Genomic DNA, 13,496 nt, shown 5'->3' on the forward strand with positions numbered 1-13,496 from the left:
TGCGAACACTTATGCAAACATAGGTTCGAAAAGTGTTTGACAAAAACATTCGTTCGCACTATTATAAGAACATACATTCCGAACAAACATTCTTGAAATGAGGTCATAACGATGAATTGGTTAAAGAAAAATCCGCATATCTCCATTTTATTAGGGGCTTGCCTACTATTTGCAGGATACCTTTACATAACAGATCCTGGTGAGGTGACTTACAAGGAAATACAAGTGGAACATGGTGATAACCTATGGTCGTTAGCAGAGCAATACCGTGGTAAAATGAGTAAGGAAGACTGGATTAACCTTGTAAAGGCAGAAAATGAATTACCAAATGTTCAAATTGTTGCTGGTAAATCATTAGTCATTCCAGTGGTGGGAAACCAAGCCAATCCCATAAACTCTATTGAAATAGCGAGAAATGAACCATGATAAATAAACAACAATCAGCCGTCATCTATTGCCGCGTGAGTACAGAAAAAGAGACACAAAGTTCCTCGCTGGAGCGCCAGCAGGAAGAATTAACGCATTATGCCAAGGTGCAGGGCTACAATATAAAGGGCATTTATTTAGATCAGCATAGTGGCTATGATGTGGAGCGAGATGGCTTACTTGAAATGCTTGATTTTATTAAAGAAGAGGAAATTAATGCGCTATTTGTCCAGGATGAAACACGCTTAGGACGTGGTAATGCCAGAATGGCGGTGCTGCATTTATTACAAAAAACAGAAACAGATGTTTTCTCCATGCGAGATGCAGGCCCTGTACAATTAAATGAAATGGATACGATGCTGCTCGAAATATTAGCGATAGTAGAGGAATACCAGCGCAGAATCCATAATGCTAAAATACGACGTGGTATGCGTCGAGCTGTTGAAAAGGGCTATAGACCTGAAAACAATTTATCGAATCGTGGAAATCCAAATGGGCAGGAGCGTAAGGAAGTACCGATTGAGGAAATTATTAAGCTTCGAAACAAAGGCTTTACGTTTGAGGAGATTGCCATGACACTTCGAGGCTTAGGCTTTGATGTTAGTAAGGCAACAGTACATCGAAGATATCGGGAGCATCAGGAAAAGTTGAAAGGTGATTAAAGTAATGTCAGTGGGAGTTTTGTTATCCCACTGGCACTGATGAAAGAGGAGAGTAAGATTAATACAAGCTTTCAATCACTATATTTTTGAGCAGTTTAAATTGATGTTATTGATTTATTATGTCGTAAAACATAATGGATTAAAATGTCTCCAACTCTACTATATTTATTTGCAAATTGTTAGAAGTGTACTTTCCCTTTGCTCGATTGTAACAGCAATATTTGCTATACCCACTCCTCACCTAAAACAGCATAATAGTATTCATCCCACCATTCATCACCATTCGGGATACATTTTTTAAAATAACCTTCACGTCTCATGCCGATTTTCTCCATTACCCGATAGGAGGCAATATTTTCAGGCTGACACGTTGCAATGATCCGATGCAGGTTCATTTCCTTGAATCCATAGTGCAGTACAGCTTTTGCTGCCTCCGAAGCATAGCCTTTGTTGTAGTAATTCGGATGAAAAACCCAACCAATTTCAAATGTATGGTCGCCAAAATATTGATGAAAAGCAATATGACCAATTATCAAATTCTCTTCTATTAAAACAACTGGAAAGTATTTTGCCTGTTCACCACTATTGTCTGAGACAAAATTCTTAGCCATATCCTCGTTAAAAACACCCTCTGGTATATACTTCATAACCTGACTATCTGACGTATATTCATAGACTGCCTGCCAATCGTCCTCCTTAAATTTTCGTATGCATAATCTATTTGTTTCTATCTTCAACGTCTTTTCCTCCATGTATGTAAATTTTAAAGGCTCTACTATAGTTATACACATCTAACTCCTGAAAGTCATGTTATTAGTGGTATTTTTTACTAAAGTAAAAGGGTTGGTATAACTGCATTTTAAGGGAATACATGCTATACTTTGCATACCAAATACATTTAGATATGTACTGGAAAGGTGTGTAATTATGTTATCAAAGGAAAAAATTAAGCGAATCAATGAACTTTCTGCCAAAGCAAAGAATGGGACATTAACGGAGGCGGAAGCGAAGGAGCAGACAGCACTTCGTAAAGAGTATTTAGATACATTTAGAGCAACTATGCGTGATACCATCGAACATGTAAAAGTGGTAGATGCAGAAGGCAATGATGTAACACCAGAGAAGGTTAAACAAGCGAAAAAAAATAAATTTCTAAATTAATGTGACACATTTAGAATAATTACGTCTCAGCGTAATTGCGTCCGAATTTTGAATTGTGTTAGCACAATTCACTCCTTTCAAAATCCGTGACATCCGCTGGAGGCATTATCTTTATTCAGTTGACCTTATATGGTTTATGGCTGTGAAAATATTATAGTTATTACTTTATAATGAGGTTGGATTTTCTACTGAATAAAGATAAAGTATGTTACAAAAGGTAAATAGTATAACAAAAGCATTGTTTTCTGTGACAATGTTGACTAAACTGTAAAAGAACAATATATAGGACGAGAAAGGATGTCACAACAAAATGACTCAACATGCGGATCAACTAGCGATTAATGCTATCCGAACATTGTCAATCGATGCAATTGAAAAAGCAAATTCAGGTCACCCAGGTTTACCGATGGGGGCAGCGCCAATGGCTTATACGCTTTGGACAAAACAACTTCACCATAATCCAGCTAATCCAAAATGGTTTAACCGTGATCGTTTTGTACTTTCTGCAGGTCATGGCTCTATGCTTCTGTACAGTCTACTTCATCTAGGTGGCTACGGCTTACCAATGGAGGAAATTCAAAACTTCCGTCAATGGGATTCATTAACTCCAGGACATCCTGAATATGGTCATACAGTTGGGGTAGAGGCAACAACAGGTCCTCTAGGTCAAGGTATTGCTATGACAGTAGGTATGGCAATGGCTGAGCGCCATTTAGCAGCTACTTACAATAAATCAGGTCATGACATTGTTGATCACTATACATTCGCACTTTGTGGCGATGGTGACTTAATGGAAGGTGTAGCAGCAGAAGCTATTTCTTTAGCGGGTCACTTAAAACTTGAAAAATTAATCGTACTTTACGATTCAAATGATATTTCTCTTGATGGTGATTTGGAAAAATCATTCTCAGAAAATGTGCAAAAACGTTTCGAATCATATGGCTGGAACTATTTAAAAGTAGCAGATGGCACAGATGTTGAAGCCATTAACACAGCTATCGAGGAAGCTAAAAAATCAACTGGCAAACCAACATTGATTGAAGTAAAAACGGTGATTGGTTTCGGTTCCCCAAATAAATCTGGTAAAGCAGATTCACACGGTGCACCACTTGGTACAGATGAAGTCGTATTAACGAAAGCAGCCTATGAATGGGCACATGAGCCATTCCAAATCCCTGCTGAAGTATACGATACATTTAATGCTGCTGCTGAAGTTCAAGGAGCACAGTCTGAAGAAGCTTGGAATGCTAAATTTGCAGCCTATAAACAAGAATTCCCAGAGCTAGCTGCTCAATTTGAAAAAGCTATGAATGGGGAGTTACCGGAGGACTTTGCTTCTGATTTGCCAGTATATGAAGCAGGTAAATCTGTTGCAACACGCTCTTCTTCGGGTGATGCGATTAATGCCATTGCGAAGAAAACACCTTCATTCTTTGGTGGTTCTGCTGACCTTGCAGGCTCTAATAAAACAACGATGAAGGGTGCAGGCGATTTCTCCGCAGAAAATTATGCTGGTCGTAACATCTGGTTTGGTGTTCGTGAATTTGCAATGGGTGCTGCTATGAACGGTATGTCTCTTCATGGTGGATTAAATGTATTTGGTGGTACGTTCTTCGTATTCTCTGATTATGTTCGTCCAGCCGTTCGTCTTTCTGCATTAATGGGTCTACCTGTAACGTATGTATTTACTCATGACTCTATTGCAGTAGGGGAAGATGGCCCAACACATGAGCCAATCGAACATCTTGCATCATTACGTGCAATGCCAAACCTATCTGTTATTCGTCCAGCAGATGCAAATGAATCAGCAGTTGCTTGGGAGCTTGCGGTAGCATCAGAAAAAACACCAACTGTTTTAGTACTATCTCGTCAAAACTTGCCTGTACTTAATGCATCTATTGATACGGTACGTGAAGGTGTTGCGAAGGGTGCTTATACAGTATCGCCAGCTTCAAAAGAAGTGGCAGATGCGATTTTAATTGCAACTGGCTCTGAGGTTTCACTTGCTGTGGAGGCACAAAAAGCATTAAAAGCAGAAGGTATAGATGCAGCAGTTGTATCAATGCCATCTATGGATCGCTTTGAAAAACAAGACGCAGCTTACAAAGAATCGGTTCTTCCAAAAGCTGTGACAAAACGTCTTGCAATTGAAATGGGTGCGTCATTCGGCTGGCATAAATATACTGGCTTTGAAGGTGACGTTCTTGCTATCGACAAGTTCGGCGCATCAGCACCAGGTGAATTAGTAATGGAGAAATATGGATTTACAGTAGAAAATGTTGTTGAGAAGGTAAAAGCTCTCTAATATATTGAGGTACCGCAATACTCAGAAGGTTAAAAGCCCTCTGAGTGTTGTGGTATTTTTTCATGTTTGGAAGATTTTATGAGGGAAATCCAAATAGCTGCGCCATGAATACATAGAGTTGCAATAAATATGAAGAAGCTCTTTGCACTTCCTCCAATATTGAGCTCATCGGCTATAATACCACTAAACCAAAGCAGTTGACCTGAAATAAGGATGGAGAGTCCTGCAAACAGTAGACAAAACCAAGTAGGTACATTTTTAAAAAAGACAATCATCAACAATATCGCAGCGAAAAGCAATATGACCTCAAAAATAGGATCGAGTAAAGAAAACGAATGATTTGTAACAAATTGTTTATAAGTAAAATGTGTTTCCATACAATTCCTCCTTATACTAAATAGTAACGATAATAGAAATAGAAGGTTCAATTTTTCTTAAAATATATACTGTTGTTTTCTTATTTATGTATAATTAGGGGAGATTTTGAAGAAGTGGGGTAGAGAAATGAGAGACTATAGTGTAGTATTATTTGATTTAGACGGTACCTTGTCTGATCCTAAAATCGGTATTACGAAATCTGTCCAATATTCCTTAGAAAAGATGGAGATTATTGAGGAGGATTTGGATAAGCTAGAGATATTTATTGGTCCACCATTGCAAGTATCTCTTGCTGAACAATATGGTATGGATGAGGCACAAATCCAACAAGCGATTGCTTATTATCGGGAGCGATTTTCGAAAAAGGGCATGTATGAAAATAAGCTCTATCCAGATGTAGCATCCTTATTAGCAAATTTGAAGGAGCAAGGCTATCAATTAGCAGTAGCTACGTCTAAGCCAACCATTTTTGCGGAACAAATTTTAAGCTATTTTAATATTGAGCATTTCTTTGACCTTGTGGTCGGAAGTCATTTAGATGGTACACAATCCGCAAAAGGTGAAATTATCGAGTTTGTTCTAGAGAATTTTAATGAGGTTCCTCGTCATCAATTTATTATGATCGGGGATCGAAAATATGATATTGTTGGCGCACAAGAAAATCAAATTGATTCTATTGGTGTAACATACGGCTTCGGGTCATTGAAAGAACTACAGGATGCACAGGCAACGTATATAGTAAGCAGTGTCCCTGAGCTTCAGGCATTTTTTAGTAAATAAAAAAACTGCATTGCTAAAAATGCAGTTTCGTGTTGTTGAAATACTATTATGTCAATGAAATCAAAGTGACAATTAAAAAGTACAGTCCTTTTTCAAAACGAGGGGTTGATATCCACTACTTTCATGGCTGTATCCATTGTTTTTCTGGTTCTATCCATCACTTTTATAATTCTATCCACCATTCCAGCTCTGCTATCCATCAACTTGCTTTTTAAGAACTTTAAACGATATTTTGCTGCATCGTTACAGATAATTGCGTCTCTCGATTAATTACTTCTTCTTTGCCCAATTTAATGGAGCGAACAATTCCTCCGTTACGAGAGTCCTTATAATTAGCAACTTGCACAATAATTTCTATTTCACTAAGACTATTTACTTCAAAAGAAGTGGAATAGGGTATGTTTTTGGCAATGGTTGTATCCGCATTTTCACCAATTCTGCCCGATTTCGATAGTTGTCTACCATTCACATATAATTCAGAAGAGCTCCGAACACTTGGTACTCTAATACTGTAGGTACTATTATCAGATGGATTAACAAGAATTTTTAAGCGATAAGAACCGTAACCATATGGGGTTACTTTCCCCTCCTGTAAAGAAGAATCCCACCCATTTGGAACATGTATGTATGATAAATTATTTCGTGCCGCATCAATTGGCTGTTTTTCGTTAATTAACCACGTATAGGGAAAGAACTCCCATTCCCCATCTAATGTAATGGAATGATTATCGTTAAAATTCCATTCTCGCAAGTCGATTTGTCCTTTTACTGCATAGGGTTGGTTTGTGTTATTTAATAAATCCAACCATAAAATACGTGAGCCTGTTAAAAATAGTACAAATAAACTAACAATAAGAATAATTTTCTTTTTATTCATTTATATAAATGTCAAAAAGTCCTTGCACTTTCTATTTATAGCACAATTTCCTTAGGCCAATTGCACCTCCTTTGCACTATTATCCTATCATGCTCAGAGATACTTTTAAATCGAAATAGTTATAGCTATATAAAAAAGGATTTTCTTGACCATTTTGATTCTCAACACTATGAAACTGCATTGCTAAAAATGCAGTTTCATTTCTTTGAAGTTGAAATAGTGGAATGAACAATATTATTTTGCCAGCCCATTTTGGAAGGCGTAGACAACTGCCTGTGTGCGATCTTGGACATCAAGCTTTGCTAAAATATTGCTGACATGTGTTTTCACGGTTTTTAAGGCAATGTATAAGTCATCCGCAATTTCCTGATTGGCCTTACCTTTAGCCATTAACAGCAGCACTTCCATCTCACGGTCTGTTAATTGCTCATAGAGTGGGGTGTTATTGCCATGGCGCATACGATGCATCATTTTTGATGTCACCTCTGGCTCTAACACCGTTTCGCCACCCATTGTTTTGCGAATAGCATCTGCAATCTGCTTAGCATTTGATGTTTTTAAAATATAGCTGACTGCGCCTGCCTCTAGTGCAGGATAGACTTTGTCGTCATCTAAAAAGCTTGTGACCATCATTATTTTTGCCTCTGGCCATGCGGTTAAAATTTCAACTGTTGCTTCAGCCCCTGTCATAATTGGCATAACATTGTCCATTAAAATAATATCGGGACGAAGGGCAAGGGCACGTTCGATCGCCACTTTGCCATTTTCAGCTTCACCTACAACCGTAATATCTGGCTGTGCTGACAAGTAGGCAGAAACACCGATGCGTACCATTTCGTGGTCATCCACTATTAACACTTGAATCATTTACTTCGACCTCCTTTTGCAGTGGAATTTTTACCTCTACAATTGTACCTTCTCCAGGCACTGACACAATTTTGTACGTACAGCCAATCTCAACTGCTCGTTCGGCAATATTTTGCAAGCCATAGGAAGTAGATTTATCCACTTCAACATCAAAGCCAAGACCATTATCCTGTATGCGTAAGATGGCTAAACCATCTCGGGCGACAAGCAGTAATTCGACCTCGCTGGCCTTTGCATGGCGTAACGTATTGGATAGTGCCTCCTGAGCAATACGGAATAAATGATCCTCCTCTGCTTTAGATAAAGACATTTCCTCCAGCTCATATTCAATATGAAAAAATACTTTTTGCTGAAGCTCGATAATGAGCTCCTCTAGACCTTGTGCAAGTGTTTTATTATGCAATGCAACAGGGCGTAGATGCAGTAATAATGCTCGCATTTCTAGCTGTGCCTGCTGAACAATTTTTTCGACCTGCTTTAAACTTGTGGCATTTTCATCGTTCTCCGTTAAAGCGGACAATAGCATAGAGGCTGCAAATAATTGCTGTGAAACAGAATCGTGTAGTTCTCTGGCAAGGCGTTGACGTTCAGCAATAATGCGTTCCTGTATAATTTTATCATGTGCTTCTGCACGTTCATTCGATAATCGCTGCAAACTTTTTCGTTGGGTATCGATTAATTCGCTCGTTTGCACGATTGCTTTTTTCAGTGGTTTCGGCAAAGGCTGCTTTTTGGGTAAGATAAAATCTGGTTCAATTAATTGTTTGACGATGTGCGTTGCCTGAGCCTCTCTAGCGCGAGCTGTCATACTAATCCAGCTTGCTATTAGTAGACTAATACCAAAAATGGTGAGGATAATTATTCCGCCTAATGGCATATTGCCATATTGTTGCTGCCAAAGAGGTTCCCAGGTCTTTTCCTTTGGTTCTCCCCAAACAGCTACAAGGAGACCGAAAGCAGCACTTGTTAAAATGAAAAATAGCGTAAAGATTCTTGAGATAAAAGCAATCATTTACGTAGCACCTCCAAGTCTCCAAGCCATGTTGCAACATGTATGATAAGCGTACGCTTTGCATCTTCAGGGTTGCCATCTGAAAAGCTTACACTTTCGTTCAGTAAGCGTTGTGGCCCAATATTTAAGCAAGTTATATCGCCAAATAGGGTTGTATAATGTAAACGGAATGGAATTTCATAAGGTATATAAATTTGCACCTTACCAATGCCTTGACGAATCGTAATTAGACTTGTGCCAGCAGGTAAAATGGTTTGTGTTGTATCTATCGTAATATCACCAGCGAGCCTTTGAATTTGTACATCTTGCCATTTATAGGCATCTATAGGTGCAGGCAGCGTACCGAATATTTCATTTTTCGTAGCAGGAATCTTTTCAAATAGCTCAGAGCCGACCACCTTTGCTTCATTTTCTCTTTGTAAATATTGATAAAGCATATAGAGCAGTATAATAACTATAAACAGGCGCAGGCTCCACATCGTAAAGAGGGCTATGGCAATAAGGAAAATTCCTGTCCATTTAAAGAAACGAATTTTTTTCGAGAAACTCAAATAAAGAAGTCCTGCTCCAATCAATAGACTAAAGGCGCCGCCATTATTAAAAATTGTCAGCTCTACAAAGACAAGTAAAAAGAAGCTTAGTACCCAAAATGTAAGCTTGTTTGTTGTGAAATTTTGCAAGAGGGTCACCCTTCTTTCTAGATATTGATGAGAGAAGCCGAACTTCTCTAAAAGATCAAAGTTTTATTTTTTAAGCATATTTTTTATTGTGTCATTTATGATTGGTGAATCGAGTTGATTTGGGTAATGGGCAGAGTGCTTCAATGTAATAAATTCCTTACCATTTGGTGCATCTAAAAGCTCGTAGTATTGTTTCGCCAATTCATAATTTGCCTGTTTATCATATTTTCCATGAATAATGTAAACCGGAACATCTATACTTTTTACAGTATCGAAAAAATTCGTAAGGATAATTTCTTTTTTTAATTCTTGGCTTTTTATAAGACTAAATTGTGGTCCAGAAATAAAAGCTGTATATAAATCCCGTAAAGAGTAATCTGGTGAAGTAAAAGCGCCTTTTATTAAATCAAAAAGATTAACCTTTTCTATCGTTTCATCAAAATAATTCATCCCTTTATATTGATTAATCAGGTCACTAAATCGATCCTCGTCCTCCTCTAGATAAGGTCCCTTTCCTAAATCCTCCAAAATGCTCAGTGTTTTCTCATCATCATTATCTTGCGCCTTATTTTTTAACCAGCTATAACCGAGTTCCTGCCCTTTAATAATATCAGTTATTTGAGCAATACCTAAATAGGCGTGGAATTTCTCAGGATATTTAGACACTAATTGAGTACCAATAATCGTACCAAAGGATTGACCAATGACAAAGACTTTTTCCTGCTGATAATGCTCTCGAATATAATCCACTATTATAGTAGCATCTTCAATAAATTGAGAAAGGTTCATAGTATCAATCGATAGTTCCTTGTTAAAGCTTTTACCTGAACCTCTTTGGTCATAATAGACTGCTACGCAATTCTCGGTAATTTCAGGATATAATGTTCGAGCACTTACACCATAAGGGAATGGAGAACCCGGCCCTCCATGAAGGAATAAACAAAAGGGCTTCTCCTTATCTTGCCCTTCCACTAAGATAAACTGTTTATCTCCATTGACTGCTATTTCTTTTAGCTCACTTATACCGCCATTTTCAATAATTTCAGCACTTTTTTGAATAATGTGCTGTTGGACCACCAAACGATAACCGAATAATATAAGTGCAAATAATAGAAGTATAATAAAAGTAAAAAGACATATTTTAATCATATGACTAAACCACTTTCTGTTTTTCATCTTGAAAATTCCTTTATTCCGTTTCAGAGGTAACGATGCTGAGATTTTTCTATGAATCCAACACCTCTGACTTCAGTATTTTTGGTTTTCCTTCATAGTTTTTTCTTCAAAGAAATGGGATGCTTCCTAATAGAGGCATCCCTTATATCTTTATATTATAACATGTTATTTATTTTCAATTAGCAGTGTTGTGTTTTCTTGAGCCGCATTTTTTTCTAGCTGTGCAAGACGAGCCTCAAAAGTAGTTACTTCATGGTCTTTGTCGATTTGGTAAGCAAGCTTATCGATATAGGCTTCTAAATCCTCAAAGTTCGCTTTATTGTTTTTTGCAAGCATACCATCCATTTGATGGTGTGCACGTGTTACGTTTTCTTTGCCCATCAGCTGTAATTGACGCACTTTCATATCTTTAATTTTGTGCTTCATCGTTTCAAATTTACGCTCAAGCTCGAAGTATTCACGTGTGCTTGCTTCAATACTAGCTTGTAATGTGTTGTTTCGTGCTGTGTATGCAGCAACCTCATCAGTAGCAAAATCGATTAAATCCTGCTCACCGCTAGTACTAGCCAATTTTAGTTGAGCTTCACGTTTAGCGAGTAGCTCAGTGTTTTGTTTCAGCTCCTGCTCCAGTTTTTCTTTTAACTGACCTTGACGCTCTAATAATGTTCCTGTTTGCTCAGTTTGCTTTTCTGCCTCGCGAATATATTGATTTAGCATGGCAATTGGGTTTTTTTGTTCCTTTTTATCAAATACCTGATGTAAGTCAGCCTCTATTGTGTATTTAAAGCGTTGAAATAAGTTCATATAATTTCTCTCCTTTTATTTTGTTAAGTTTGACCATTCTTTTTCAAAGTTTGTAAACGGATCTTCTTCTTTTGCTTCAATTGTTGGAATTTTAACATCTTCGTTATTCCACTTTTTATAGATCACGTAGATGATAGCGATTGCCGCTAATCCAATCATTGCTGGGATATTAGATACGGCTGAAAGAACACCGATTAGACCCACTGTGAACCAAATGATTTTGCCGAATGTTGATTTACTTGCAATGTAGAAGTGCATGCCAAGTGCTACAAATAACCCCGAAAATAGTAACCCTGCTAGTGGCCCGATTAAGGCTAGTGCTACACATGCTGCAATGATGCCTCCTGTTAATAAAAGAAATTTTTTCATATGTTTTAGCTCCTTTCGTTTGTACCTTTATAGTACCTTTCGTAAAGCTCTTCTAAAACGGACTGGAAATTGATTTTACTCTAGGTCTTGAGGCTGAGAACAATCTAAGCTATTGCTATAAAGGCTTTTATAATCAATGATTGCGGAACAAATAAGCTGATTTTACAAGTACTTAGCCACATATTCATGCTTAAAATTGCTTCACTCTTTGTTCTGTCATAATGTCATTGATAGGTCCGAAACTAGAAGGTTTTCGACAAAAATAGAAGATGAATACCTCCTTCGTTTGACAAATTAAGGAGGTAGCTTGAGCTATACTTATGAAAAAAGAAACTGAACGAAGGAGGATTTCTGGTGAGAACCTATTCCATATATAAAATAAAAGAAGAGCATTTAACGTTTATTTTCGGTAGAGAGCGAAAGTTATTAGAGATGATGCAGGGCTGTGAAGATGCTAACGAGAAATCCTTAAAAGAGCTTGCCTATATATGTGAATCTGTTCGATTCGATGAGATTGCTGCCATGCTTGAGGCGCAGCTAGATTCCAAATATGCACATTTAGAAAGAGCTCGTAATGCCTTATTTTTAGAACATCCAATTAAGGGGAAAATGGCAATCTATTTGGTGGAACGTAAAATTTGTGTCTATTGTGAAGGATCCAGAATGCTTGATTTAGATCTATTCCAGATGCTTGCGAAGATGAGTGAGCGCTTTATTGCCTTCAATAAACAAGATAATGAGTGTGGATGGCTAAAACCCATGAAGTATACGATGCACTAGCAAAATTCGCTACAATATATAGTAACGCGCTACTATTTGTTGTATAATGGTGCGTGGAGAGTTTTTTCTCGGTATATTGTAGTGGAGGAGGTTGGTTATGTTGCCTACATGGGGCTGGATTATTATCGTAATTATTGCGTTAGCAGCGGGCGCGGCACTTGGTTTCTATTTCGCTCGTCAAGCTATGATGAAATATTTAAAAGAAAACCCACCAATTAATGAACAAATGATTCGTATGATGATGGCACAAATGGGTCGTACGCCGTCTGAAAAGCAAGTACGTCAAATGATGGCACAAATGAATAAGTTCCAAAAATAATTGGAATTTTTTAAGAGCAACTAGTCCAAGCCTGGCTAGTTGTTTTTTCATTATAGTGCCTTTTTTCTAAAGTGAGTGAGGCTCTTATTGCTTTATATTTTATATAATTCTTAAAAATCATACAATTCTATCGGAAAACTCGTTATAATGGATTTAATCTATATTAAAGGAGTTGTGTGTATTGCAGAAAGAAAAAACAAATGTTGAGAGCTTTGATTTAGATCATACGAAGGTGAAAGCACCGTATGTTCGTTTAGCTGGTGTAAAATCAGGAAAAAATGGCGACGAAGTATATAAATACGATATTCGCTTTAAGCAGCCTAATAAAGAGCATATGGAAATGCCTGCATTACATTCCTTAGAGCATTTATCGGCTGACATTATCCGCAATTATTCAGATCAAATTGTTGATTTTAGTCCAATGGGCTGTCAAACGGGCTTCTATGTATCATTGATTAATCATAATGATTACGAGGATTTATTAGATATTTTAGAAAAGACATTTACGGATGTAACAAAGGCAACAGCCGTTCCTGCATGTAATGAGGTGCAATGTGGCTGGGCAGCGAGCCATAGCTTAGAAGGAGCACAAGCATTAGCCAAAGAATTTTTAGCAAAACGTGATGAATGGCATATCGTTTTTGCTGAATAAAAAATAAACCTTGCGTGAAATTTATCACGCAAGGTTTCATAGTGTTGAAAAACTAAATGGTCAAGGGACTCTTTGCGAAGACTACTAAGTCAAATGAAGGTGATTTCCGTTCCAGGCTGCTCGCTTTGCCGCTGACGCTTCGCTTTCGCGCAGAGCAAGGCTTCCTGCGCTGGAGGAACGAAGACTAAGTGCGTCACGTCCTGTGACAATTTATCTGTGCGAAAGCGTAGCGACAGCAACAACGCCTT

The 13,496-nt window shown here is 37.7% G+C and carries 17 protein-coding genes; 8 read left to right on the plus strand and 9 right to left on the minus strand.

The window, feature by feature from the left end; translation table 11 throughout:
* Positions 1-111: 111 nt before the first annotated feature.
* Positions 112-426 (plus strand): cell division suppressor protein YneA, encoded by a 315-nt coding sequence (yneA, locus tag ACQKIM_RS21265; RefSeq protein WP_427547860.1) that lies wholly within the window; start codon positions 112-114, stop codon positions 424-426.
* The gene (locus tag ACQKIM_RS21270; protein WP_427547861.1) at positions 423-1,088 is read left to right on the plus strand and encodes a YneB family resolvase-like protein; all 666 of its coding nucleotides are present in this window, start codon (positions 423-425) and stop codon (positions 1,086-1,088) included. The genes yneA and ACQKIM_RS21270 overlap by 4 nt, the downstream gene beginning before the upstream one ends.
* A gap of 224 nt (positions 1,089-1,312) precedes the next feature.
* Here the strand turns inward: ACQKIM_RS21270 and ACQKIM_RS21275 are convergent, their stop codons facing one another.
* On the minus strand, positions 1,313-1,825 hold the full coding sequence (locus ACQKIM_RS21275) for a GNAT family N-acetyltransferase (RefSeq protein WP_427547863.1): 513 nt from the start codon (positions 1,823-1,825) through the stop codon (positions 1,313-1,315).
* Between the two features lie 190 nt (positions 1,826-2,015).
* Between ACQKIM_RS21275 and ACQKIM_RS21280 the strand changes: the two genes are divergently transcribed.
* Both ACQKIM_RS21280 and tkt read left to right on the plus strand, forming a co-directional pair.
* Complete coding sequence (locus ACQKIM_RS21280) at positions 2,016-2,249, plus strand: DUF896 domain-containing protein (RefSeq protein ID WP_427547865.1); 234 nt, start codon at positions 2,016-2,018, stop codon at positions 2,247-2,249.
* 310 nt (positions 2,250-2,559) lie between these two features.
* A complete protein-coding gene (gene tkt / locus ACQKIM_RS21285) occupies positions 2,560-4,554 on the plus strand; it encodes a transketolase (protein ID WP_427547867.1) in 1,995 nt (664 codons plus the stop codon).
* A gap of 29 nt (positions 4,555-4,583) precedes the next feature.
* Here the strand turns inward: tkt and ACQKIM_RS21290 are convergent, their stop codons facing one another.
* On the minus strand, positions 4,584-4,931 hold the full coding sequence (locus ACQKIM_RS21290) for a hypothetical protein (protein WP_427547869.1): 348 nt from the start codon (positions 4,929-4,931) through the stop codon (positions 4,584-4,586).
* Positions 4,932-5,058: 127 nt separating this feature from the next.
* Here ACQKIM_RS21290 and ACQKIM_RS21295 point away from each other — a divergent pair, with 127 nt between their 5' ends.
* A complete protein-coding gene (locus tag ACQKIM_RS21295; protein ID WP_427547870.1) occupies positions 5,059-5,712 on the plus strand; it encodes an HAD family hydrolase in 654 nt (217 codons plus the stop codon).
* 220 nt (positions 5,713-5,932) lie between these two features.
* On the opposite strand, the gene ACQKIM_RS21300 is transcribed toward ACQKIM_RS21295, so the two are convergent.
* The 7 genes from ACQKIM_RS21300 to ACQKIM_RS21330 form a co-directional block, all read right to left on the minus strand.
* The gene (locus ACQKIM_RS21300) at positions 5,933-6,589 is read right to left on the minus strand and encodes a hypothetical protein (protein ID WP_427547872.1); all 657 of its coding nucleotides are present in this window, start codon (positions 6,587-6,589) and stop codon (positions 5,933-5,935) included.
* A 234-nt stretch (positions 6,590-6,823) separates the two neighbouring features.
* Entirely contained in the window at positions 6,824-7,456 is a 633-nt protein-coding gene (locus tag ACQKIM_RS21305; protein ID WP_427547874.1) for a response regulator, read from the minus strand.
* Positions 7,431-8,468, minus strand: coding sequence for a sensor histidine kinase (locus ACQKIM_RS21310; protein WP_427547876.1), 1,038 nt, complete (start codon positions 8,466-8,468; stop codon positions 7,431-7,433). The genes ACQKIM_RS21305 and ACQKIM_RS21310 overlap by 26 nt, the downstream gene beginning before the upstream one ends.
* Positions 8,465-9,148, minus strand: coding sequence for a cell wall-active antibiotics response protein LiaF (gene liaF / locus ACQKIM_RS21315; protein WP_427547878.1), 684 nt, complete (start codon positions 9,146-9,148; stop codon positions 8,465-8,467). The genes ACQKIM_RS21310 and liaF overlap by 4 nt, the downstream gene beginning before the upstream one ends.
* Positions 9,149-9,211: 63 nt before the next feature.
* Positions 9,212-10,324, minus strand: coding sequence for an alpha/beta fold hydrolase (locus tag ACQKIM_RS21320; RefSeq protein WP_427547880.1), 1,113 nt, complete (start codon positions 10,322-10,324; stop codon positions 9,212-9,214).
* A 165-nt stretch (positions 10,325-10,489) separates the two neighbouring features.
* The gene (locus ACQKIM_RS21325; RefSeq protein ID WP_427547882.1) at positions 10,490-11,128 is read right to left on the minus strand and encodes a PspA/IM30 family protein; all 639 of its coding nucleotides are present in this window, start codon (positions 11,126-11,128) and stop codon (positions 10,490-10,492) included.
* Positions 11,129-11,143: 15 nt separating this feature from the next.
* A complete protein-coding gene (locus ACQKIM_RS21330; RefSeq protein WP_427547884.1) occupies positions 11,144-11,497 on the minus strand; it encodes an ABC transporter permease in 354 nt (117 codons plus the stop codon).
* A 354-nt stretch (positions 11,498-11,851) separates the two neighbouring features.
* Between ACQKIM_RS21330 and sirA the strand changes: the two genes are divergently transcribed.
* The 3 genes from sirA to ACQKIM_RS21345 all read left to right on the plus strand — a co-directional run bounded on the left by sirA (position 11,852) and on the right by ACQKIM_RS21345 (position 13,248).
* Complete coding sequence (gene sirA, locus ACQKIM_RS21335; protein WP_427547886.1) at positions 11,852-12,277, plus strand: sporulation inhibitor of replication protein SirA; 426 nt, start codon at positions 11,852-11,854, stop codon at positions 12,275-12,277.
* A 100-nt stretch (positions 12,278-12,377) separates the two neighbouring features.
* Positions 12,378-12,596, plus strand: coding sequence for a YneF family protein (locus ACQKIM_RS21340; protein WP_004232154.1), 219 nt, complete (start codon positions 12,378-12,380; stop codon positions 12,594-12,596).
* Positions 12,597-12,777: 181 nt separating this feature from the next.
* Complete coding sequence (locus ACQKIM_RS21345) at positions 12,778-13,248, plus strand: S-ribosylhomocysteine lyase (protein ID WP_427547888.1); 471 nt, start codon at positions 12,778-12,780, stop codon at positions 13,246-13,248.
* Positions 13,249-13,496: the final 248 nt, after the last annotated feature.

It is taken from the genome of Lysinibacillus sp. NPDC047702 (assembly GCF_050272555.1).
Classification (GTDB): domain Bacteria; phylum Bacillota; class Bacilli; order Bacillales_A; family Planococcaceae; genus Lysinibacillus.

Bases quoted from the DNA above. Each gene is read 5' to 3' on its own strand.
- ACQKIM_RS21320 (WP_427547880.1), bottom strand. From the start codon at position 10,324: ATGAAAAACAGAAAGTGGTTTAGTCATATGATTAAAATATGTCTTTTT.
- ACQKIM_RS21310 (WP_427547876.1), bottom strand. From the start codon at position 8,468: ATGATTGCTTTTATCTCAAGAATCTTTACGCTATTTTTCATTTTAACA.
- ACQKIM_RS21330 (WP_427547884.1), bottom strand. From the start codon at position 11,497: ATGAAAAAATTTCTTTTATTAACAGGAGGCATCATTGCAGCATGTGTA.
- tkt (WP_427547867.1), top strand. From the start codon at position 2,560: ATGACTCAACATGCGGATCAACTAGCGATTAATGCTATCCGAACATTG.
- ACQKIM_RS21300 (WP_427547872.1), bottom strand. From the start codon at position 6,589: ATGAATAAAAAGAAAATTATTCTTATTGTTAGTTTATTTGTACTATTT.
- ACQKIM_RS21325 (WP_427547882.1), bottom strand. From the start codon at position 11,128: ATGAACTTATTTCAACGCTTTAAATACACAATAGAGGCTGACTTACAT.
- yneA (WP_427547860.1), top strand. From the start codon at position 112: ATGAATTGGTTAAAGAAAAATCCGCATATCTCCATTTTATTAGGGGCT.
- ACQKIM_RS21280 (WP_427547865.1), top strand. From the start codon at position 2,016: ATGTTATCAAAGGAAAAAATTAAGCGAATCAATGAACTTTCTGCCAAA.
- ACQKIM_RS21270 (WP_427547861.1), top strand. From the start codon at position 423: ATGATAAATAAACAACAATCAGCCGTCATCTATTGCCGCGTGAGTACA.
- ACQKIM_RS21290 (WP_427547869.1), bottom strand. From the start codon at position 4,931: ATGGAAACACATTTTACTTATAAACAATTTGTTACAAATCATTCGTTT.
- ACQKIM_RS21295 (WP_427547870.1), top strand. From the start codon at position 5,059: ATGAGAGACTATAGTGTAGTATTATTTGATTTAGACGGTACCTTGTCT.
- ACQKIM_RS21305 (WP_427547874.1), bottom strand. From the start codon at position 7,456: ATGATTCAAGTGTTAATAGTGGATGACCACGAAATGGTACGCATCGGT.